21 protein-coding genes and 5 pseudogenes are annotated in these 20,898 nt (G+C 46.7%); 18 read left to right on the top strand and 8 right to left on the bottom strand.

Translation table 11 applies throughout. The features are described from left to right. Positions 1-30: 30 nt before the first annotated feature. The 4 genes from GSF01_RS25905 to GSF01_RS25890 all read left to right on the top strand — a co-directional run bounded on the left by GSF01_RS25905 (position 31) and on the right by GSF01_RS25890 (position 4,656). The gene (locus tag GSF01_RS25905; protein ID WP_235941741.1) at positions 31-858 is read left to right on the top strand and encodes a carbohydrate ABC transporter permease; all 828 of its coding nucleotides are present in this window, start codon (positions 31-33) and stop codon (positions 856-858) included. A gap of 38 nt (positions 859-896) precedes the next feature. Further along, entirely contained in the window at positions 897-2,198 is a 1,302-nt protein-coding gene (locus GSF01_RS25900; RefSeq protein WP_235941739.1) for an ABC transporter substrate-binding protein, read from the top strand. A gap of 17 nt (positions 2,199-2,215) precedes the next feature. Continuing rightward, entirely contained in the window at positions 2,216-3,058 is an 843-nt protein-coding gene (locus tag GSF01_RS25895) for an HAD-IIA family hydrolase (RefSeq protein WP_159888160.1), read from the top strand. Between the two features lie 605 nt (positions 3,059-3,663). Then, a complete protein-coding gene (locus tag GSF01_RS25890) occupies positions 3,664-4,656 on the top strand; it encodes a phosphotransferase (protein WP_159888159.1) in 993 nt (330 codons plus the stop codon). 225 nt (positions 4,657-4,881) lie between these two features. Here GSF01_RS25890 and GSF01_RS25885 read toward each other — a convergent pair. Further along, positions 4,882-5,424: pseudogene (locus GSF01_RS25885) on the bottom strand (helix-turn-helix transcriptional regulator); the annotation flags it as partial. Positions 5,425-5,523: 99 nt separating this feature from the next. Here GSF01_RS25885 and GSF01_RS25880 point away from each other — a divergent pair. The 5 genes from GSF01_RS25880 to GSF01_RS25860 all read left to right on the top strand — a co-directional run bounded on the left by GSF01_RS25880 (position 5,524) and on the right by GSF01_RS25860 (position 9,485). Next, positions 5,524-5,988, top strand: a complete 465-nt coding sequence (locus GSF01_RS25880; protein ID WP_159888158.1) for a VOC family protein — start codon at positions 5,524-5,526, stop codon at positions 5,986-5,988. A 65-nt stretch (positions 5,989-6,053) separates the two neighbouring features. Then, positions 6,054-7,241, top strand: a complete 1,188-nt coding sequence (locus GSF01_RS25875; RefSeq protein ID WP_159888157.1) for an MFS transporter — start codon at positions 6,054-6,056, stop codon at positions 7,239-7,241. 25 nt (positions 7,242-7,266) lie between these two features. Beyond that, a complete protein-coding gene (locus GSF01_RS25870; protein WP_159888156.1) occupies positions 7,267-7,836 on the top strand; it encodes a YdeI/OmpD-associated family protein in 570 nt (189 codons plus the stop codon). A gap of 372 nt (positions 7,837-8,208) precedes the next feature. Then, on the top strand, positions 8,209-8,586 hold the full coding sequence (locus GSF01_RS25865) for a MerR family transcriptional regulator (protein WP_159888155.1): 378 nt from the start codon (positions 8,209-8,211) through the stop codon (positions 8,584-8,586). 158 nt (positions 8,587-8,744) lie between these two features. Next, the gene (locus GSF01_RS25860) at positions 8,745-9,485 is read left to right on the top strand and encodes an SDR family oxidoreductase (RefSeq protein ID WP_159888154.1); all 741 of its coding nucleotides are present in this window, start codon (positions 8,745-8,747) and stop codon (positions 9,483-9,485) included. Positions 9,486-9,789: 304 nt separating this feature from the next. Here GSF01_RS25860 and GSF01_RS25855 read toward each other — a convergent pair whose 3' ends face one another. Further along, a complete protein-coding gene (locus tag GSF01_RS25855) occupies positions 9,790-10,527 on the bottom strand; it encodes an SDR family oxidoreductase (protein WP_159888153.1) in 738 nt (245 codons plus the stop codon). Positions 10,528-10,604: 77 nt separating this feature from the next. Continuing rightward, on the bottom strand, positions 10,605-10,859 hold the full coding sequence (locus GSF01_RS25850; protein ID WP_159888152.1) for an Atu4866 domain-containing protein: 255 nt from the start codon (positions 10,857-10,859) through the stop codon (positions 10,605-10,607). Positions 10,860-11,075: 216 nt separating this feature from the next. Here GSF01_RS25850 and GSF01_RS25845 point away from each other — a divergent pair, with 216 nt between their 5' ends. After that, a complete protein-coding gene (locus GSF01_RS25845; RefSeq protein WP_159888151.1) occupies positions 11,076-12,014 on the top strand; it encodes an AraC family transcriptional regulator in 939 nt (312 codons plus the stop codon). A gap of 755 nt (positions 12,015-12,769) precedes the next feature. Here the strand turns inward: GSF01_RS25845 and GSF01_RS25840 are convergent. From GSF01_RS25840 to GSF01_RS25825, 5 genes and pseudogenes are all read right to left on the bottom strand, one after another. Further along, the gene (locus tag GSF01_RS25840; RefSeq protein WP_159888150.1) at positions 12,770-13,681 is read right to left on the bottom strand and encodes a DMT family transporter; all 912 of its coding nucleotides are present in this window, start codon (positions 13,679-13,681) and stop codon (positions 12,770-12,772) included. 44 nt (positions 13,682-13,725) lie between these two features. Further along, positions 13,726-13,824, bottom strand: a pseudogene (locus GSF01_RS30490) (RidA family protein); the annotation flags it as partial. Further along, positions 13,791-13,916, bottom strand: coding sequence for a hypothetical protein (locus GSF01_RS30485; protein ID WP_456238675.1), 126 nt, complete (start codon positions 13,914-13,916; stop codon positions 13,791-13,793). The pseudogene GSF01_RS30490 and the gene GSF01_RS30485, both read right to left, overlap by 34 nt. A 124-nt stretch (positions 13,917-14,040) precedes the next feature. Further along, positions 14,041-15,039: an alpha/beta hydrolase gene (locus GSF01_RS25830; RefSeq protein ID WP_159888149.1), complete on the bottom strand. Its 999-nt coding sequence runs from the start codon at positions 15,037-15,039 to the stop codon at positions 14,041-14,043. Between the two features lie 42 nt (positions 15,040-15,081). After that, positions 15,082-15,978 (bottom strand): MBL fold metallo-hydrolase, encoded by an 897-nt coding sequence (locus GSF01_RS25825; protein WP_159888148.1) that lies wholly within the window; start codon positions 15,976-15,978, stop codon positions 15,082-15,084. Positions 15,979-16,307: 329 nt separating this feature from the next. On the opposite strand from GSF01_RS25825, the gene GSF01_RS25820 reads away from it, so the two are divergent. The 8 genes and pseudogenes from GSF01_RS25820 to GSF01_RS25785 form a co-directional block, all read left to right on the top strand. Beyond that, on the top strand, positions 16,308-16,853 hold the full coding sequence (locus tag GSF01_RS25820) for a helix-turn-helix domain-containing protein (RefSeq protein ID WP_019639452.1): 546 nt from the start codon (positions 16,308-16,310) through the stop codon (positions 16,851-16,853). Positions 16,854-17,072: 219 nt separating this feature from the next. Next, positions 17,073-17,648: a TetR/AcrR family transcriptional regulator gene (locus GSF01_RS25815; RefSeq protein ID WP_159888147.1), complete on the top strand. Its 576-nt coding sequence runs from the start codon at positions 17,073-17,075 to the stop codon at positions 17,646-17,648. Positions 17,649-17,815: 167 nt separating this feature from the next. After that, on the top strand, positions 17,816-18,667 hold the full coding sequence (locus GSF01_RS25810) for an SDR family NAD(P)-dependent oxidoreductase (RefSeq protein ID WP_159888146.1): 852 nt from the start codon (positions 17,816-17,818) through the stop codon (positions 18,665-18,667). Positions 18,668-18,751: 84 nt separating this feature from the next. Further along, on the top strand, positions 18,752-18,892 hold the full coding sequence (locus GSF01_RS25805) for a hypothetical protein (protein WP_159888145.1): 141 nt from the start codon (positions 18,752-18,754) through the stop codon (positions 18,890-18,892). A 38-nt stretch (positions 18,893-18,930) separates the two neighbouring features. Beyond that, positions 18,931-19,125: a hypothetical protein gene (locus GSF01_RS25800; RefSeq protein WP_159888144.1), complete on the top strand. Its 195-nt coding sequence runs from the start codon at positions 18,931-18,933 to the stop codon at positions 19,123-19,125. A 2-nt stretch (positions 19,126-19,127) separates the two neighbouring features. Continuing rightward, a pseudogene (locus tag GSF01_RS25795) lies at positions 19,128-20,082 on the top strand (MBL fold metallo-hydrolase). Positions 20,083-20,288: 206 nt separating this feature from the next. Further along, positions 20,289-20,578: pseudogene (locus tag GSF01_RS25790) on the top strand (MFS transporter); the annotation flags it as partial. A 7-nt stretch (positions 20,579-20,585) separates the two neighbouring features. After that, a pseudogene (locus tag GSF01_RS25785) lies at positions 20,586-20,863 on the top strand (amino acid permease); the annotation flags it as partial. Between the last annotated feature and the right edge of the window lie 35 nt (positions 20,864-20,898).

Here is a 20,898-nt window from a genome sequence, read left to right as displayed (position 1 = left end):
ACAAGCACTTTGGAGATAGGGGAGTTTCCATTGTACCGTACTTTACGATTTGTTGAAGAAGGAACGAAGCATATTGTTCTGATTGCCGTCGCTTTAACCTGTCTCATTCCGATCCTTTGGATGCTGGCTACCTCATTTAAAGAGCCGCAGGAGGTATTTGCCGGTCATCTATTCTGGGCCGATCATTTCAATTTGGAAGGTTATCTGCGGGTTTTCCGGGATATTCCCTTTTTGCTCTGGGCTTGGAACAGTACGCTTACCGCAGGACTGCAAACACTCGGACAGCTAATTGTCGGTGTGGCCGCCGCCTTTGCGTTCGCCCATTACCGTTTCCCGGGCCGGGACGCCTTATTCTTCTTCGTTCTGATGACTATGATGATTCCACACCAAGTCACTATGGTACCTACGTATATGATCGTTAACAAGCTCGATTGGCTGAATACCTTTTCCGGCGTAATCGTGCCTCACTTGGCCAGCGGATATGCGATTTTTCTGCTCCGCCAAGGCTTCATGACAGTTCCTCGCGAGCTTGGGGAAGCGGCCGTCATTGATGGCTGCAGTCCTTTCGGCACGATGTGGCATGTATATCTTCGTTTGTCCAGCACGGTCATAAGCGCCCTAGCTGTAATTCTCTTCGTCGGAAACTGGAACGATTATCACTGGCCGCTGCTCGTGCTTTCCGATAAGAGCATGCAGACGCTGCCGGTTGCATTCGTGCAATTTCGCGAAGAAGAGGCCCTCGAATGGATGCCGACGATGGCAGTCGCAACCCTATCCATGCTGCCGATTCTGCTTTTGTACCTTGCGGCGCAGAAAAACTTTATCGAGGGCTTTATGAACAGCGGTTTGAAAGGCTAGCTTACATCATTTTTCCAAAATAGGGAGGAAGTATGATTATGAAAAAACAATGGGGTATTAGAATGCTGGCAGCCGTTATGTCGATGTCGGTTATCCTTTCTGCCTGTGGTAAAACGGAATCAGTCGGATCCGCAGATGGAAAAGGTGCTGCAAAAGCATCGAACGAAGTAATAGAAATCGAATTTATGCATATGCATGCCGGTGGCACGATCGATAAGCTGGTTGAGGAATATCATAATACTCAAAATAAAGTTAGGGTTAAGCCGGTATTTGTGCAGGGCTCTTATGAAGGAATTATCGAAAAAATCCAGACACAGGCGGCGGCTAAGCAATTTCCGGACGTATTTACTAACGGATTTGTATACACCCGTTTCGCTATCGATACGCTTCCGATCGTTCCGGTTCAACAGTTTGTAGACAAGGAAAAGACAGATTTATCCGATTTCTTCCCAACCATGCTAAATCTGGGCAAAGGCGATGACGGCAAACAGTATGCCCTGCCTTTCGCCGTGAGCACACCTATTCTTTATTACAATGCCGACCACTATAAAGAAGTCGGATTGGATCCGTCAAATCCGCCGAAAACATGGCAGGAGGTCCGCGATGCAGCGAAAAAATTAACTGTAAATGGACGAAGCGGTATTTTCTTCGACTACCAGATTACTGGTAACTGGTTGTATCAAGCGATGACGGAAACAGCAGGCGGCCAAATGATGTCCAAGGATTTGAAAACGGTCGGCTTCAATAACGAAGCAGGACGTAAGGCGATGCAATACTGGGTCGATTTGGTGAATGCGGACAAGTCGATGCCAAATATGGACAGCAAGCAGGCTGCACAAAGCTTCCAATCGGGCAACATTTCCATGTATGTAACCACCACGGCAAGCCTTTCCGGTTTCCGCAAACAGTCGACATTCGACCTGCGTACGGCTGCTTTTCCTACCCTGGATGGAAAACGCGTTGTGCCTGCAGGCGGGAACAATCTTGTTATTATGGCCAAGGATCCGAAGAAGCAAGAAGCTGCTTGGGATTTCGTGAAGTTCGCAACCTCAGCGAAGGCTACCTCTAATATCGCTCAAAGCATCGGGTATATGGTCACCCGCAAAAGCGCTCTCGAGGATCCTCAACTGATGGGCAATTTCCTTAAGGAAAACCTTACGGCAAAGGTAACCTATGATCAAGTCGGCAACATGGTGCCATGGTATAACTTCCCGGGGGCAGCCGGTTCGAAGGTATATAAGATCGTGCAAGATAACATACAAGCGGCGCTGTTACTGCAAAAACCGGTGGACCAAGCTGTAAAAGACGCAGCGGACCAGGCTAATGCCTTGCTGAAGTAGAAGCGGAGGTTTATGTTTTGGAGCATCAAGAATTTTTTCCTCACACAAAGGTTTACTTTTTTGATCTGGACGGATGCGTTTATCATGGAAACCGGTTATCTCCCGGTATAATCCCGCTTCTTGAGCAGCTGCAGCAAAGGGGAATCCGCTATGCATTTCTCACGAACAATTCTCGGCAGAGCGGCGAAGAAATAGGAGAAAAACTCGCGGCTATGGGTCTAATTGTGCCGGAGGGTACCATTCTTCCGGTAACGGATTTCGCCGGTACCTTCATTCGAAATAAATTCGGAACCGTTACGGTGAAAACAATCGGCAGCGAAAGTCTCGAACGCAGCATCGGGGAAGCAGGTCACCGGACGGTAGCTTGGAACCACCCGGCTCCTGATGTCGTTATCGTCGGCCGGGATACGGAGTTTCATTATGGTAAGCTGCAACAAATTACGGCAGATATTCGCGCAGGGTCGTATCTGATTGCCACCAATCCGGATATTTATCATCCGGGGGCATCCGGGGAACCGATTCCCGAAACAGGAGCACTCTTGGCTGCCATCGAGGCCATGACAGGGACCTCAGGGGAATGTATCGGAAAGCCGGAGCCCTATATATTTCTTCATGGAATGAAGCTGTTCGGCGCAATTCCCGAAAACTGTGTGATGGTCGGGGATAATCCGGAAACGGATATATTGGGAAGTAAACGTGCGGGATTAAAATCCGTATGGATTACTAACAGGACATCTGCTGATCCTATCGTCTGGCCGGGGGGAGAAAAGCAAGAGCATTCACGCCCAGATGTCGTTGTAAATAGCATAGAGGAGCTTTACCGTCTCTTTACCGCAGGAACATTAGTAAAATTGGATTGAATTTTTTATCCTATGGGTACGGTGTTGTTTAGGATTTTGCATGATCGACGTGACTATCTTCGTGAATTGTTCGATTCATTACAATAATGTTCTCTAGCCTGTGTAGGAACACAGGCAATTTTTTTCGCTGATAACGCCGTTACGGGGAACCGTACCATAAGTAAGCACAAACTCATCGTTAAGGGAAGCGTCAAAGAACAATACAATATCCTTGACGCTTCTTTTTGCTGGATGGTTGCCAGTATTCACAGTTCTTTTACTGATGATCGATTGTAATAAGTCTTTCTGTTTCTCTGGTTCAATCTTCATTATGATCTTAGAGAAGCCATTCAGAACATAATATACCCGCTCGAAAGACACCTCTTTTATTGTCGGTATGTTTAGTTCTTGCTCAATCTCTGATCTACGAGACCTGCCCTAGGGTTATTGGGTTTGCCAGCGAGCCTTGTGAGTGGCTTCTAGACCATCTAGTGATGGGGGGAGTTTATATCTAAGTGGTTACTGTTCTCTACGGTAGAAAATGATGCGATAAGGAATACATGTATACCAACATATGGTATAGTAATTTATGACTGAAAAGTTAAAAAGATGGAGGGGAATTAGGTTTGTTTCCTGTAGCATATACACTCTTGTTAAAAGAAGCGATATTAGCACATATTAAAGAAAATTATGAAATTGATGAACCAGTTAGTTTTGAGTATTTCCTTAGAGGAATGAATGACACTTATGTCTTAGTAACTGAACAAGCAAAGTATATCTTCAGAGTTTATCGTGCTGATAGGAGAAATAATTCAGAAATTGCATTTGAATTAGATTTATTGAATTATCTCAGTATGAAAGGTGTATGCGTTTCAATACCTATCAGAAAAAAAGATGGAACTTTTATTAACGAATTTTTTGTCCCTGAGGGTGTAAAGTGTGGCGTTATGTTTAGTTTTGCTGAAGGAAATGAAAAACCTATTCATGCTATAGAAGATAGTTATCTGTTTGGAAAAGCAGTAGGACAAATTCACAATGTTACCGACAATTTTAATAGTGAACACATAAGAGGTAATTTGGATTTAGAGCATCTGATTGAGAATCCGCTTAACACAATTAGGTTACATATGGAACATCGTCAAGCTGATTATGATTTTCTTTATGAAATTGCTATGGGACTAAAGGAACAGTTATCAAAACATCTGGAAGAAGGGTTAGATTGGGGAGTATGTCATGGAGATTTACATGGCAATACAAATGTAGCCTTTACGGACGATGGGAAACTGACACATTATGATTTCGATATATGTGGATATGGGTGGAGAGCCTACGATATTGCAGAGTTCAGATTAGCGAGAGAAATTCATAGTAGGCACGATAAAGATGAAGTCGATAAGCTTTGGGAAGCATTTCTAAATGGATATAGGGACATAAGATATATCAGTGAAAACGATCTTAAAGTCGTCCCTATATTCGTTGCACTTAGACAACTTTGGCTCTTTGGTTTATGTTTTAGTGAATCAGAACTTATAGGAAAAGCTGACTTTGATAATGGATTTATTGATAGTAAAATGGATTATTTCAGGAATTTAGACCTATCATTTTCTCATAACGTTTAACACAAAACCACCCCATTGTTGTCAGGAGTGGTTTTGTCTTTATATATTGATGTATATTTTATGGTCAAACTTTACTTTGGACTTAGATACATTACGGGGAACCATACCACAAGTGACAGCGAAAAATAGGTCTAGGATTGAGGGTAACATGTGGAATAGTGGATGTTTGGAGCCTCTGAGACTGTTGGTCTCAGGGGCTTATTAATTCTTTGTGACTAGAAATTTTCCTGATATTTTCCATGGGTGTGGAGGGTCGCTAAAATGAAGCTGATAAGGCTCGACCGTTCTTTTCGTCGCAGTGTCATTTTTATCTATATAATCAAATGAAACTAATCTACTCTTTAATATGGCTTCTAGACATGTCTTCAAGGTTTGACGAATCTCAGACCGACCCTCCCAATCATAAAAAGACAGTTGAATTGAGCCTTTCGGAGCCAACGGGCTAACCATGGCTTCTATTTTTCTGATCGTCACTTCAACTTCTTCGCTAATTAAAATTTCTTCCAAACCACTGAGCGCAGTCAATATATTCTCCAAGTCGGAGCTGCTTAAAAGACGTTTATCAACCTTGTATTCATCCATAATGCCATAGCCGCCATTAATTCCGATGATAGAATAGATCGGGATGTTCGATAAACTCAGTGTTTCCATATCACGAAGAATCGTTCTTTTGGAAACGTTAAATAATTGTGCGAATTCTTTTGTTGAAACGATATCTTTTTTCAGCAATATCATGATGATCGATATTAATCTCCCAACCTTTTCCATCGGTCCCCTCTTTTTTCTACTTCAGTATGAAACGGTGACATGCGGCTGTCACCTCTTATGAATTATACTACATTTATAACAAGAAGGAGGTTATGTTTTATGTCAGCTATTGCATATTTAAACTTTGATGGAAATACAGAACAAGTGATTGAATTTTATTCGGAGGCTTTAAACGCGACTGAAGTAAAAAAAGTGAGATTTGGGGATATCCCGCAAGATCCAAACTACCCAATGCCAGATAATGAGTTAAATATGATCATGGAGTCTTCCATCGAATTCGCAGGCGGGAAAATTATGATGTCTGACATTTTGCCTTCAATGAAGGCGGTGACAGGCGAGCTGGTGAAAGGGAATAATATTCTGATCAGTCTAGTCATCGATGATAAGCAAAAACTGGAACAATACTTTAATGGTTTGTCCCTTGGCGGGCATGTCACCATGCCGTTATCGAATTATCCTTGGTCTTCGTGCTTTGGAACGCTAATTGATAAATTCGGTGTTAATTGGAAGTTTAATAGCGACGCAGATCAATTTCTTGATAGCGTAATATCGAACAAACAGTAACTTATTCTAAAAAATGGTCTTCCAACCGAAGGCCATTTTTTTATATACCGATGGAGGTACGATTTATGAAAAATAGCTATTCTTCGCTTATCTTTTTTATGGCTTTAGGTATATTTGGCATCATAACAACTGAAATGGGCATGATCGGAGTTCTTCCTCAAATCACTCAAAAATTTCATATAACAACCTCGGAGGCCGGCTACCTAGTGAGTGCATTTGCTTTAATCGTCGCCATTTCAGGCCCATTCCTAACCATACTCGCTTCCGGCATGAATCGAAAAACAATCTTACTTTCCTCTATCCTGATGTTTGCCATTTCTAATTTGGTGTATGCTTATACTACCAGCTTCGAAGTTATGCTGGCTTTCCGGATTGTTCCTGCTTTTTTTCATCCTGTCTTTTTTTCGATTGCGCTTGCGACCGCAGCTTGCCTTGTTTCTCCCGAAAAGAGCGGCAAAGCGATCACCCAGGTAATGGCCGGAGTAAGCGTTGGATTCGCTTTTGGCGTGCCGATCACATCCTATCTCTCCACAAAAATTTCGCTGGAAGCTGCTTTCCTGTTTGGAGCTATTGTGAGCGTCATTGCCTTTATAGGCATACTGGTCTTGCTTCCTTCAATGCCTGTTAAGGAAAGGATGTCTTTCGGCAAGCAGCTCGGCATATTGCGCAAACCTCAATTGTGGTTAACGATCTTGATCGTGGTGATGATTTTTACAGCGATGAGTTCGGTTTATAGTTACTTTGCCGAATATCTCGGAGAAGTCACCCATATGAACGGTACCTGGATCAGCATGATGTTGATGATCTTTGGGATCACTATGATTGCAGGGAACTTCTTGTTCGGGTTCTTTCTGAACAAAAGCATGACCAAAACGGTTATCCTGTTTCCTCTCGTGTATGCGGTCATTTACTTATTTACTTATTATTGGGGTTCTCATTTTTGGCCGATGGCGGTCATCGTATTTGTGTGGGGTGCTGTGCATTCCGGGGGGCTTATTCTAAGTCAAGCCTTGTTGATGACTGATGCGAAAGAAGCTCCCGAATTCGGTAACAGTTTATTTGTTTCCTTTTCTAATGTTGGCATTACGGTAGGGACATGGATCGGCGGCTTGTTTATTTCTCAATTGGGCGCGCATCAGCTCGTCTGGAGTGGTATCATACTTTTGTTGCTTGCTTTCTTACTAATCATGATAAAAATAGTAATTTTCAAATCAAATGTTGAAAAAGTAAGCATGAAAGAACGGATATCATAAATATGGAAAGGAAATTCTTTTAAATATGAAAATGGATAATTTAATTTCTGTAAAATCGAGAGAAGAGTTGAGGTTCTGGCTACAGGAAAATAGTAAGACTGAAAAATCTTGTTGGATCTTGGTCAGTATGGCGCCCCAATCGGATACACTCTTATATTTAGACGCGGTCGAGGAAGCTTTGTGCTTTGGATGGATCGATGGAGTCAAGAAGAAGATATCTGAAACGGAGCTGGCTCAGAGACTGTCCCCCCGAAGCAAAAAAAGCTCATGGACTGAATTGAATAAAGAACGTGTCCGCCGTCTCGAAAAGATGGCGTTGATGACAGACGAAGGAAGAAACGTTCTTCCTGATATGAATTGTGATTCTTTCAGAATAGACGGAGTTATAGAGGAAAGGCTAAATGAGGAAAGGAAAGTATACGAAAATTTCATGGCATTTCCAGATCTTTATAAAAGAGTTCGGATCGACACGATACAAAGCAATAAGCATCAGCCAGAATTATTTAAGAGCAGATTAGACAAATTCATAACCAACACGAGAGAAGACAAAATGTACGGTCAATGGAATGATAATGGACGTCTACTAGATTATTAAGATGCCCTGTTAGCGTTATTATCTAGGTAGGTCTACGAGTAACCGCAGGCCTCGTGGGGCGAGCAGCGGATATCCGAATCAAAAAATCGCCTCTGAGCAGGCCCCCGAAATAATAGTAGACGGGCCCGGGATTCTACCGTTACAAAGAAGCATCGTTGTTGGACGATGGCTAAGAGGACGTTTTTGTAAACGTCAATCAGGGTGGTAACGCGGGTAACTCCGTCCCTTATGGGATGGGTTTTTTTTGCGTTCTAATAATTAAATAATTGGAGGCTATCCTGAATTATTTAATAGAAATAGAAACAATTGGGTAAAATATTAGAGTTTATGGGTAAATATTAGAGTGAACTCTAATTACAGGAGGACTTGGATATGTCTACAATTAAAGAAATTTCGGAGCAAACTGGTATTTCGGCTTACACGCTTCGGTATTACGAGCGGGAAGGTTTATTGCCGTACGTGAAGCGCGATCAAAGCGGAAATAGGTTGTATGACGAAGAAAGTCTAGAATGGTTGAGTTTTACTATGGGCCTGCGGGCGACGGGCATGCCGCTGGCCCAGATCAAGCGATATGTGGATTTGTACCAAGAAGGCGAGAACACGCTTAAGTTACGAAAACAAATGATGCTCAAGCATAAGGAAAAAGTGGAGAGGGATCTCTCGGAAACCGTTAAATGTTTGGAGCGAATCAATTACAAGTTGGCATTATACGATATGCAGGAAAAAGGATTGACTAAGATGCTGCCCTAGATCGGCCGTATGCAGCACTTCTCTCTAAGTGATGCGCGCCTCCGGATGGAGGGCGTATTTTTTTTATTTTCTCAGGCTTGACTTAGAGTTAACTTCATTTGATAACCTTGAATCAAGCCAACGATGACTGGCTAAAACCGGACAAAGGGGAAATGCACATGGATAAAGTAGCAATTATCACAGGCGCTAGCAGCGGAATGGGAGCGGCTACTGCCAGACTTCTCGCCCAACACGGTATTAAAGTCATGCTCGCCGCTCGTCGGGAAAATCGTTTGCAGCAACTGCAGGAAGAAATTCGTGATGCCGGAGGCGAAGCCAGCTATAAAGTGACTGATGTCACTTCTCGTGCCGACGTGGAAGCATTGGCAGATGAAACCATTAAAACCTACGGACAAATCGACATTATGATCAATAACGCGGGGATTATGCCACTTTCATTCTTTAAGAATTTAAAGGTTGATGAATGGGATCGAATGATAGACGTAAACATTAAAGGCGTCCTCTATGGGATGGCAGCTGTCTACAAGCATATGGAAGAACGCAATGAGGGACACATTATTAATTTCTCGTCCATTGCGGGGCATATCATTTTCCCTACAAGCTCCATTTATAGTGCAACCAAACATGCTGTACGGATTTTAACGGAAGGTATGCGAACCGAACTGAGAGCCAAGCAAAATATTCGCACAACTCTTATCTCCCCCGGCGCCGTGGAAACCGAGTTGTATGATACTATTACTGACAACTCGATTTACCCGGAATTGGAGAAATTGGGCAGCCAGGAATGGAACCAACTTGACCCTAACGACATTGCGAGAACCATACTGTTTGCAATCCAGCAGCCGGCTAACGTGACGATAAACGAACTTATTGTTCGTCCCACATCGCAAAGCTTGTAAGATCAGATCATTCAGTAGTTGGCACAAAAAACCATGTCCCAAGGCGTGGATTTTCCAATTCATTTAAGTATCGCCCAGATTCGCTTCTGGCTCGATGTACTGATAAATTTTTAATTTGGGACTGGGAATTCTCCGTCACGGGAAAAGTAAGGATTCCTAACGGGAAACGATAGTTTAACAAAGCGAAAGGGCCATCCTGCAAAGGATGGCCCTAAAACTTGCCATTACAGACAGCGGGGTGAACCGTACCATAAGTGACGGCGAAAAATTATTCCTAGGCCAAGTTCCTCTCTTTAGCGGCCCGTCAGGCAAGCTGGGCTGTAGGTCGGACGACCAGCTCGTTCACGTCAACGTCTGCCGGCTGCTCTATCGCATAAGCAATGGCACGGGCTATAGCGGAAGCCGGGAGGGCGTCGCGCCGGTACGTCTTCATCATTTCCTTAGCCTCGACGTCTGAAATGCTCTCAGCAAGTTCGGACTCCGTCACACCGGGAGAAACAAGCGTTACCCGGATATTGCTACCAACCTCCTGCCGTAAACCTTCCGTGATAGCTCGAACGGCGTACTTGGTCGCACAATATACCGCTGCCGTCGGCGTGACCGCGTAGGCACCGATGGAAGCCACGTTAATCATGTGACCGGATTGCTGCTCTTTCATAATAGGGAGACCGGCAGCAATGCCGTGCAGAACCCCGCGAATATTGACGTCGATCATTCGGTTCCATTCGTCGATTTTCAAGGCTTCCAAAGGAGAGAGAGGCATCACACCGGCGTTGTTCACTACCACATCAACACGGCCAAACCGGCTCTGCGCCAAGCGGATGATCGCCTGCATCTGATCGATATTCGTAACGTCCAACTTTTGATAAGCGACGGAACCTCCTTCGGCTTCAATGAGGGATGCCAGAACTTCCAGTCTTTCCACGCGTCTGGCCCCAATGACGACATGGGCCCCCCGGCTGGCGAGAAACTTCGCCGTTGCTTCACCGATCCCGCTGCTTGCTCCTGTAATCACAACTACTTTTCCATTGATTTCGGACATTGCACATTTCTCCTTTTAAATTGGTTAATTACAATTTATTCCATTAAATTAATCCATGATGAGATTACTATTTTCAGCTATTTAACACGGTAGAGAACCATGCCGGCATGATAGAGCACCGAATCACGGAAATCACCGTCCGCTGTAAAGCCTGTATCATCCACATATTCGATATGGTCGCCTACGATGGTATATCGGCCCTGATAAGCGCTCTTCCGGTTTCCTCGCGCTTCGTCATACCGGCCGTTCAGCAGCAGTTCATGCCGAATATAACCATCTTTTGTCACCCACATTCCTACATAGGGATGGGGGTTTACGTTTGGAGTACTCATTTAGGATCTTCTCCTTCCATTTACGAGTCGAGGATTATGTCTGCCTAGTCATTGGTTTCACAGTTACGAACTTCGTATTATGCAACGCATTTGTTACATTTCCATTATCGTACCAGCGGAAAGCTAGGCGGTAGCAGCATCACACGAAAAGATTGCCTAATCCTCCAGGAAAAGATAAAATTAAGTAGTTCGTGAGGATAAAGGGGGACGAAGAGTATGGATGAATGGTTCGAGAAACAAAGGAGAGAACTGCTGCGAATCATCGATAAATTCACCCCGGAAGACGGGACGCATGACACGCAAGTTCCCGGTTTACGATTGATTCGTGCTTCCCGGTTATCCGAGCCGGTTTACTCTGTCTATGAACCCTCCCTTTGCATCGTGGCGCAGGGTTCCAAGGTGGTTATGTTAGGGCAAGAGGTGTACCAGTATGATCCAAGCAGCTATTTAACCGCTTCGATACATTTGCCGATTACTGGACAAGTGATGGAAGCTTCGAGAGAAACGCCATATTTAAGCCTCCAGATCCTATTCGATATGAACCAGATTCTTGATATCATTCAGGTATTTGGAGAGACTATACGATCAAAAGGTGAGGCCAGCCGGGGGTTGAAGGTGAGCAGGATGAACGATACACTCTTGGATGCGGTGCTTCGGCTTGTAAAAATGGTCGAAACGCCGCAGGATATCCCGGTACTTGCGCCTTATGTCATTCGGGAGATCATTTACCGGGTGCTTCAGAACGAAAACAACGCGTCTTTGAAGCAATTTGCTGTCATCGGAAGCCATGCGCAGCGAATCGCGGGGGTCATTAAGAAGCTTAGTCGCGACTTTGCCCAGCCCCTGCGCGTAGACGAATTGGCAGCAGAGGCCCATATGAGCACCTCGTCTTTGTACGATTACTTTAAGGAAGTCACGGGGATGAGCCCGATCCAGTTTCAAAAGCATATCCGATTACAAGAGGCGCGTCGCCTGCTCTTCTCCGAATCGATTGATGCGGCGGAAGCCGCGTTTCAGGTCGGATACGAGAGCCCATCCTATTTTAACCGGGAATATGCGCGGATGTTTGGGCTGCCGCCAGTCCGGGACGTTCGCCGTTTACGCAGCTCTCTTGTTGACGAAATGACGATTTCCGAGGAGATTAATGAAGGGTAGCCGGATCATCATGTTGACATATATCATAAATAACGGCAAGCTTTTTGTGGAATTGCTTACGTGGCACGAACTTGTATCGGAGCAGTTGTCGAACACGTGAACGCTTCGGCATACAGTTGTCCGAGGAAGTACTTGGGCGTATCGAGATATTTTTAGCATAGGATTGGCATACAGTAGATGAAAGCCGGACCGATAACCGGTCCGGCTTTCTCTGTCTAATGGGGAATGCAAATTCCTACTAGCGCCAAAAGGTAATTGGTTCACTATGCAAGCGCACAGATTCATGGCCCTCGTCTTTCACTTTTCCGATTGAGAAGATCATGACCGGTACATACCTTTCGTCGTCCAGTTCAAATGTGCAACAACCTTATCACGTTCAAAGCCTGCCAGAGGATTGGTGTCATCAAGCTAACTATAATCCCAAATTGTTTTCCGCCGCACTCTCAACCAGGGAGTAGGCATATTCATCATCGGAGCCTGTCGGCTTCTCGGACCACTCGAAGCTATAAGTAGAGAAGCGGGATCAGGCGGACAAAGACCTAACCACGATGCTTCACGGAAGCTTGTTGCCTATCAAGCGCCTCACCTTCGCCCGCATGACCTATCCGCACCAATTGGGTTAATGCTCTGCTGGGGCAGGTGCATTGGGCGATTAGATTAATCGGGGGAACAGTGTCATAAGTGACGGCGAAATTTTTCATGTGATACAGAGAGTACTGATGGAAATGTCGTAAGTCCATTACTGTGTAGGCTTATTACCTCTCGGTAGGGGATAATTTCAGTTTATCGTCTTGAGTTTTCCTTGTTCTCTGTCCCTGCACAGTGGCTAGAACTACACCGGAAATGATGAGAACAGATCCTGCCACTTGCGTTAAGGAAATCGGGGTGCCGAGCGTGATATAGCCTAAAATCATGGCGACAAACGGTTGTAAATTCAGAAACAGGGAAGCTTTAGCCGCCCCTACCTTGCGGATCTGCGCATTCCAGATAACCGCGCATAAGCCCTGAATAAGCAGCGCCGATCCGACCAAGAGAACCCACCACCAGAATTGAGGTTGTACCTGTACGCGAGGCTCACTCCAGACCGCCACCGGGTATACCGAGATGCAGCCTAGCACGGTGGTATACACCGTTGCGACAAACGCATCCATACGTTCCGTCAGCTTTTTCATGAGGATCATAGATCCCGACAATGCCAGCATACAGATAAACATGATCCAGACGCCTTCGGTAATGGCTGTGCCCATGCTTCCGCCAGTTCCAACCACGAAAAAGACACCGGCGAGGGCGACAATTGAGCCTGCAGCCATGCGTATCGTTAACGGCTCTTTCAAAAATAAGCGGGCAAACAGCGCCGTAAAAATTGGAGCTAACGATAAGATGAGCGAAGCCGTGGTTGCGTCCGTTGTCCGGAGACCCGTAAAGAAAGAAACTTGGTGAAGCAGCATCCCGATTAGAACGAAGGGGACCAAATAAACGGAGTCGCGGAACGTAATCTTCGTTAAGCCACGGGTTACAACCAAATAAATAAGCAGGAACGCCGATGAAACCATAAGCCGGTATGCTGACAGATGCAAGGCAGGAAATGCTTCCAGCAGCAGCGAGCCTAAGACGAAGTTGCTCCCGTAAAGGACTGCGCAGAACAAGAGAAGCAAATAAGTTCGCAAGCAGATGCGCCTTCTTTCACAGAAATAGGGATAATGGAGCGGATTTAAATGCGTTTGACTGCGATAAGCTCTATTTCAATCTTGGCGTCTCTTGGAAGTTTAGACACTTCTACGGTTGTTCTGGCAGGGTGGTGATCGCTGAAAACGTATAGACGGCATTTCCTAAAGCGATGGCCTGCGAATAAGGGCCGATAGCTGCGGGTGCTTTTGTTGTTGTAATAGCGGTATGGCTCATCGTATTTAATTCCTCTCCGTCTCTTTTGATAAATGGGTGAAGAAAAAGGCCCGAGGCGACAATGCCCGGGCCTCTCATTAGGCAAGCAATATAATCTTAAAGATCCGCTCGTGCAGTGGCAGCTTTACTTCGCCGGCGCGTATGCTTCATCCAAGAAACCGCGGATGGCTTGAAAAGCCTGAAGTCTGTTTTTCTCCAGTAATACCATGTGCGTCCCTTCACCGATTTCCACCCAGCGGCGATAAGCGGCCCCTGTCAGGGAAGTGAAGAAATTCTGGGCCAATTCAAGAGGGACATCGATATCCCACTCGGCATGGACAAGAAGGACAGGAACCGTGATATCCTTAGGATCATAGAAAGCTTTGCCAGCCGTCCAGTATTCGCGGATATCCAGAATAGGGCCGTTGGTCGCCCGGATATGCTCAGGATGATCGGTTAAGCTCCCCGGATCCGAAGCAAGAGTGGCTTTGACCCATTGTTCAAACCAACCGTCCGGAATCAGATCACCGCGTTTATGTTCTGGCGCCGCGCTGAGCCAGCGTTCCTTCGTGCTGCCGACAGCAACAAGGCGATATGAACCGAGTGGGCCTCCGGTATCGATCGGAACCGGTTTGGAGCTTAGCCATTGCGGTGCAACAAGCGTAAGCTTGTTTACTTTCTCGTTGTTTTGGCTGGTATAAGCTCCCGCAACCGTTCCCCCCCAAGACATTCCCAGTATGTTGACCTTCGTTAAATTCCGGCGTTTCAGAACGTAGTCCACGGCTGTACCCAAATCCCGCACCCCTGTCTCCGTGCGGACAAGCGGCGGATTAAGGTCGGCAGGCTGCTCCATCTCAGGCGGTCTTGTCGAGCCGCCGTAGCCGCGAACGTCCACGGCGTATACGTCATAGCCATGGCCGGCAAGGTAGTCCAGAAAAGTGAAGCCGTCCAGCTCCACATCGTACAGACTGCCAATTGAATAGGTAGCGCCATGAACCATCACGATTGTTTTTTCGTTTGAGAAGGTATTCATGGAAGCGGGACGTTTATTTCGTACATAAAGCTCGATTCCGGGCGTATCGCTCGGGATACGCAGGTCTTCGGTCACGATATGGTTATCTTTAAGAATATCACGGGTTGTCATAAGCTCAGCGCCTTTCGTATTGGATTTTGTTGTCAGGTTGTATTAAATAAAGTTCAACTTATACTTGCCCTCGCTGCGAGTCACGTACCCCGCCGCGCTTCCGGGGAAATGCGTACTGAAATAAATGACTGGGCGATCCGCTATGAGCTCCAGCACCCTAAGCCGTGTAATACGCGCTTGATCGGTAAATTCGCAGTACATAGAATTCCATTCCGGATTATAGACCTGAAACGGATGGTGCATCACATCGGCGCCGAATAAAGCTTCTTCCCCACCAGATTTGAGACGGATGGACATTTGGCCGATGCTGTGGCCGGGTGTCGGAATGAATGTGAATATATCAAGAAATTCTCCGCCCTCAGGGCCAATGGTCTGCGTTAAGCCGGCTTCAACAACAGGCAATACGCTTTCTTCGTAAACGTTAAAATTTGCTTCGTTTGCTTTGTTGTGACTGACCTCGCTGGAGTAATATTGCTGTTCTGCGAGGGGAAATACGTATTTGGCATTGGGGAAGGTCGGTACCCATTTTCCGTCCACAAGCTTTGTATTCCAGCCGACATGGTCCACATGCAGATGCGTCAGTAGAACGTAGTCCACTTCCTCCGGTGTAACCCCTGCCTCCTTCAGCCGCTGAAGATAGGGGAGCTGGAGATTGGCGAGATCGGGATTTAAAGGCAGGTTTTTATCGTTTCCTGTAGCCGTATCGATAAGGATCGTATGCTTCGGAGTTTTCACCACCCACGTTCCAATGCTGACGATAAGCTGAGAATTGCCATCGATCAGGCCGGCCGGAAGAGAGTTCCGATTCTCCTCCAGGAACAGGGGGTTCCACGATCCCGGGAAATATACTTCTGGCGGAATACCGTCCAGCATCATCTCCGTGACACGCGTCACGGTAACATCACCGACTCGATAGACCTTGGGAATTTTAGCAGTCATTCTTTTAACTCCTTTCGTCCATCTAACTTAACTCTTTGATCCGGATAACAAGGAGGCCATTGAATCAATGTGATTCGTTTCTCATTGTCCATGAGAATTTCGCTGCAAATGAAAATGATTCTGTTGAAACGAACGATCGCCAAGAAACCCGGGTAAGATTCGTTCACCAATCTTGATTAAATGGTAGCCCAATAATGGCGTTAAATCAACGTTTTTACACCGTAATTTCGCTCTAGTGAAAGGGCTTGATATTGCTCATGTTTACGCCTATTATAAATATATAAATTTCGCCGATAGCGAAATCATATCGAAATTTAGGAGGTTTGCACATGAATTCGATCGGCGAAGCCATTCGAAGCACGCGAAAAAAACAGAAATTAACGCTCAAGAAGGTAGCTCAAGCAGCCTCTGTATCCTTATCTTTTCTCAGTGAAATTGAACGCGATAAGGCGAATCCGTCCATCAGTGTTCTGAAGCGCGTAGCAAATGCATTAAACGTGAATTTTACCGATTTGTTCGGCGAGGAGAAACGAAGCATTGTCGTTAGAAAAAACGAACGCAAACCTTTGGTACATTCCGAAGGTTCCCGTATTACCTGGTACGCGCTCAGTCAAGGAAGCAACAACCGAATGGGACCGATATGGGGAGTGTTGGAAGAAGGAGCGGCTTATGGCGACATCGGCGTCGGCCATAGCGATGGCGAGGAATTTCTATTTGTCCACTCCGGGCGTTTGGAGTTTATGCTGGGCAATGAACGTTACACGCTCGAAGAAGGGGACAGCATCTATTATGATGCCAGAATCCCCCATAGTTATAAGAATATCTGGGATGGCGAAACGCTGCTAATAGCGGTTGCTACCCCGCCTACTTTTTGACGGAACGGAATTGGAGGTACATCCGTACGAACCGCTGTTGACCATTTATGAAGAACAGCGGAAAGGAACTCCTTTAGCATTTTTCGCCGATAGCCCCGTTAAGCTGAGCCGTATCATAAATGACGCAAATTTTTTGCCTCGTCTGCTCACGGGAAAATTTGTCTAGGGCGCCCTGCATTAGCCATGGACTTACGCATATAGCATTGCTATAATGATGAAATGAATACACATGACAAAATATTGGCAGCCGCCCTTAAGGTTCTCGAAGAGGAGGGCGGGGCTCAGTTCTCGACGCGAGCCGTTTGTGCGATAGCACAGGTTTCGGCTCCGACGCTTTACCACCATTTCGGCAATGCCGATGGACTGCTGAGTGCAGCCGTAGTGGAAGCGTTCCGACAGTTTCTCGAAAGCAAGAATGCCGCGGTTGTGTCCACCATTCCAGAGACGGCCCTTAGGCAAGGATGGGATGACTATGTCAGCTTCGCGGCAACCCGTCCTCGGCTCTATGCGGCGATGATGGGGCGGTTGCTCGAAGGCGCTCAGATCGAGGCGGCTGAACAGGCGTACAAAAAACTCGTGCAAAATATTCAGGAGATTGCCGCCGAAGGTCAACTGGCTTTGTCAGTTGAAGCAGCGGCGGATTTGGCCTGGGCCTCCGCCAATGCCGCCTCTTTGCTGCATGTGACAGCCCAAATTCGCAAAGCGCCTCCGCCCCGGCAATCTGTCGTTGATCTCATTCGCGAAGGCACCATACAGACCATTCTGGTCCGTGGACAGAAAGACTTTCTTGAATGATGGTTTCGGTGACAGAGCGCTCGGAATGCCGACAAAGCCCCACTTTTGGGGCTTTGTTTTTTTTGTTCTAATGTAGCACCGTTATAGACATTCTCGTATAGCGGTGCTATAATGTGCATATAGCGGTGCTATATAATATAATTCTGATCAAACTAAGGGGTGTTACTATGTCATCCAAATCTCAGGAACTGGTCGTCGTCACGGGTGCATCCAGCGGCATCGGTCGGGCTACCGCAAAGCGGCTCGCTGCCGACGGTTTTCATGTTCTGGCGGGGGTTCGGCGTCAGGAAGATGCCAGTGAAATCAACGGTAAAAATATCGAGGCAGTGATCGTTGATATCACGAATGTCGACACATTGAAGGCGTTGGCTGAACGGGTGGAGCACGATCGGCTTGGTCGTCCTTTACGTGCGGTGGTCAACAATGCCGGCATTGCCGTCAATGCACCTATCGAGATGGTTCCGCTCGATGAATTGCGCCATCAGATCGAAGTCGGCGTGATCGGGCAGGTCGCGGTTATTCAGGCGCTTACCCCGGCTTTACTGACAAGCGGCGGACGCGTGGTCAATATTGGCTCGCTCGGCGGCAAGGTCTCCATGCCCGGTTTCGGGATTTATTCAGCAGCAAAGTTTGCTATGGAGGCGATCAATGACAGTCTACGCAGGGAAATGGTCCCGTTCGGCCTCAAGGTCATAATGATCACTCCAGGTGGTGTCAGCACGGGCATGTCGGAGAAAGGTATCACGACAATGGAGCGACTAGCCAGGTTGATGACGCCGGATCAGCACCGGCGTCATGATCGTCTTTTTGCCGCCGTGAAGGCTCAGGCTGAAACGTGGGCAAGGAGCGGTGCCCGACCCGAGAAAGCGGCAGCAGTGATTTCACGCGCAATCCGCGAACGCAGACCGAGCACCCGCTACATGGTCGGTCGCGATTCGGCACTGCTGACCCGACTGGTCCGCTTCCTCCCGGACAGATTGCTCGACCGGATGCTCCGCAGCCATATGAAGCTGCAGTAACGGGCATTCACACAAATGTTATCGAGCTAAGGACAAACAATTACTCATATAAGAAATCGCGGCAACCGACTAAGAGATCCGCGCATGCGAACGACGAGCTTCGCGTCGAACACGATGTCCGCCTCCCAAGTCGTGTCCGTTCCGGAGCTGAGATGGAGCACAACGGAGAAATACGTACATGGCTACCATGCAAGATCTGCTGGGGCAAACGGCATGGAGAAATAAGCAAGAAATCTAACGATAAATAAAGGGATGGTGGAATCATGGAGGAAAAGCTTCATCCGGAGCTTAAAGAGATGTTCTCGTTCGTGCCGGAAACGATTTATACAGAAGAGAATATAGGTGCCGCAAGAAACGAGATGAACGAGATATATGCGGGTATGGCTGCGTCTTTGCCCGTTAACGATTCGGTTGTAGCGGGATATCGTACGGCTCTAAAGCGCGCTATGCACAAATGACAATGAAGAGATATGAAAATCAGATCCCGACCGATATGAGCATGGGGCCGAAGAAGATATTCAGCCTATTAAGGGATACTCTGTTCCTAAGATCGAAACTAAAGCCCCAGGCTAACGTTGACGTGGTGGCTTTTCGGTTATCTAGCGAGCCTGTCGCTTCGGATGTTGCGCGCGTAACTTGGTTTGGCCATTCGGCGTTTCTGCTGGAAATAGAGGGCAAAAGACTCCTGTTCGATCCGATGCTCGGCGCTCGGGTACCGTGGGCCGGCGCGAGAAGATACAGCAAAACTCTGCCTATTCGAGCAGAGGATTTTCCCGAGCTGGATGCGATTATATTATCCCATGACCACTACGATCACTTGGACGTATCTTCTATTCGCAAGCTAAAGGACAAAGCCCGTCGATTCATCGTGCCATCGGGAGTAGGCCGGCATTTGGTCAAATGCGGGGTCGCTCCGGATAAAATTTCCGAGCACCGATGGTATGAAGAGCCGGCGATCGACGGTATCACCTTGGCCTGCCTGCCGGCTAGGCATTTCTCGGGCAGAGGATTATTTAACCGTAATTGTACCCTGTGGTGCTCCTGGGCGATTGTCGGACGTGAGACGAGGGTTTACTTTAGTGGAGACAGCGGTTATGGTCCGCACTTTAAGGAAATCGGCGAGACGTACGGGCCGTTTAACTTGACGATGCTAGAATGCGGGCAATACGACGAGCGGTGGTTGATTCATATGAAGCCGGAAGAAACCGTGCAAGCGCATCTTGATCTTCGAGGAGGGCTCTTGATCCGTTCATTGGGGAGCGTTCACGCTTGCTTTTCACTCATGGACTGATCCTATAGAACGGGTCACGAAAGCGGCATCGGAACGGAAGGTCGACATCGCGACACCAAGAATCGGAGAAACCGTTGCAATTGCTAATAAGGAAATTCGGAGAAGCGCTTGGTGGAGAACATAGAAATAGTTAATAGTAGTTCCAACATCGGATTTACGGCATTTCCGCTAGCCTTATTGCGATCAGATGATGCAAGTAATGATTAATTATCCGTTAGCTGTTGCGAGGCTTGATTAGGCCGAGAAATGAAGTCGGCAAATGAGCATTCATTTTTTTTGATTATGACTTCTATAGATTTAGATCTGTTGAAATGAAAAGAAGAGATACAGGTGGTAAATTCATGGAAAATTTATATTCTGGCCATTCTCAGCTTTTTGGTCGGAACTTCGGAATTCGTAATTGGCGGTATTTTGGATATGCTCGCAAAAGATGTTGGAGTGTCGGTAGCGGCGGCTGGACAGCTGATTACGGTCTGCTCGCTTGCTTATGCCATCGGCACCCCGATTCTTATTACACTCACGGCAAGAATGGATCGAAGAAAGCTTATGCTGTGGGCTCTGGGATTATTTTCGTAGGGAACTTGTTCACTGTCACATCTACAGGCTACAGCATGCTGTCATATTCAGATGATTGCTTTGGGCGGCACTTCGGTGTTGGGCTATTTATGGGTTCTGCAAGCACGATCAAATGGACAGGTCCATCCGTTATGCTAGCGTATGCCATTGTAGGGATTTTTATATTTTTCATCATGCGTGCCATGGGGGAAATGCAGTATATAGAACCGAGCACGGGGTCATTTGCAATCTTTGGCTATAAATACATTCATCCATTGGCAGGTTATGCGACGGCTTGGAGCAACTGGTTCCAGTGGGTCGTGGTCGGGATGTCGGAACCGTTAAGCCTTATCATAAATAACGGCAAAAACTTTGTTTACTTTGT

Origin of the sequence: Paenibacillus puerhi, from assembly GCF_009846885.1 — a bacterium.
GTDB lineage: Bacteria > Bacillota > Bacilli > Paenibacillales > NBRC-103111 > Paenibacillus_G > Paenibacillus_G puerhi.
Note: the sequence above shows the minus strand (reverse complement) of the source record. Positions and strands in the feature narration are given on the sequence as shown.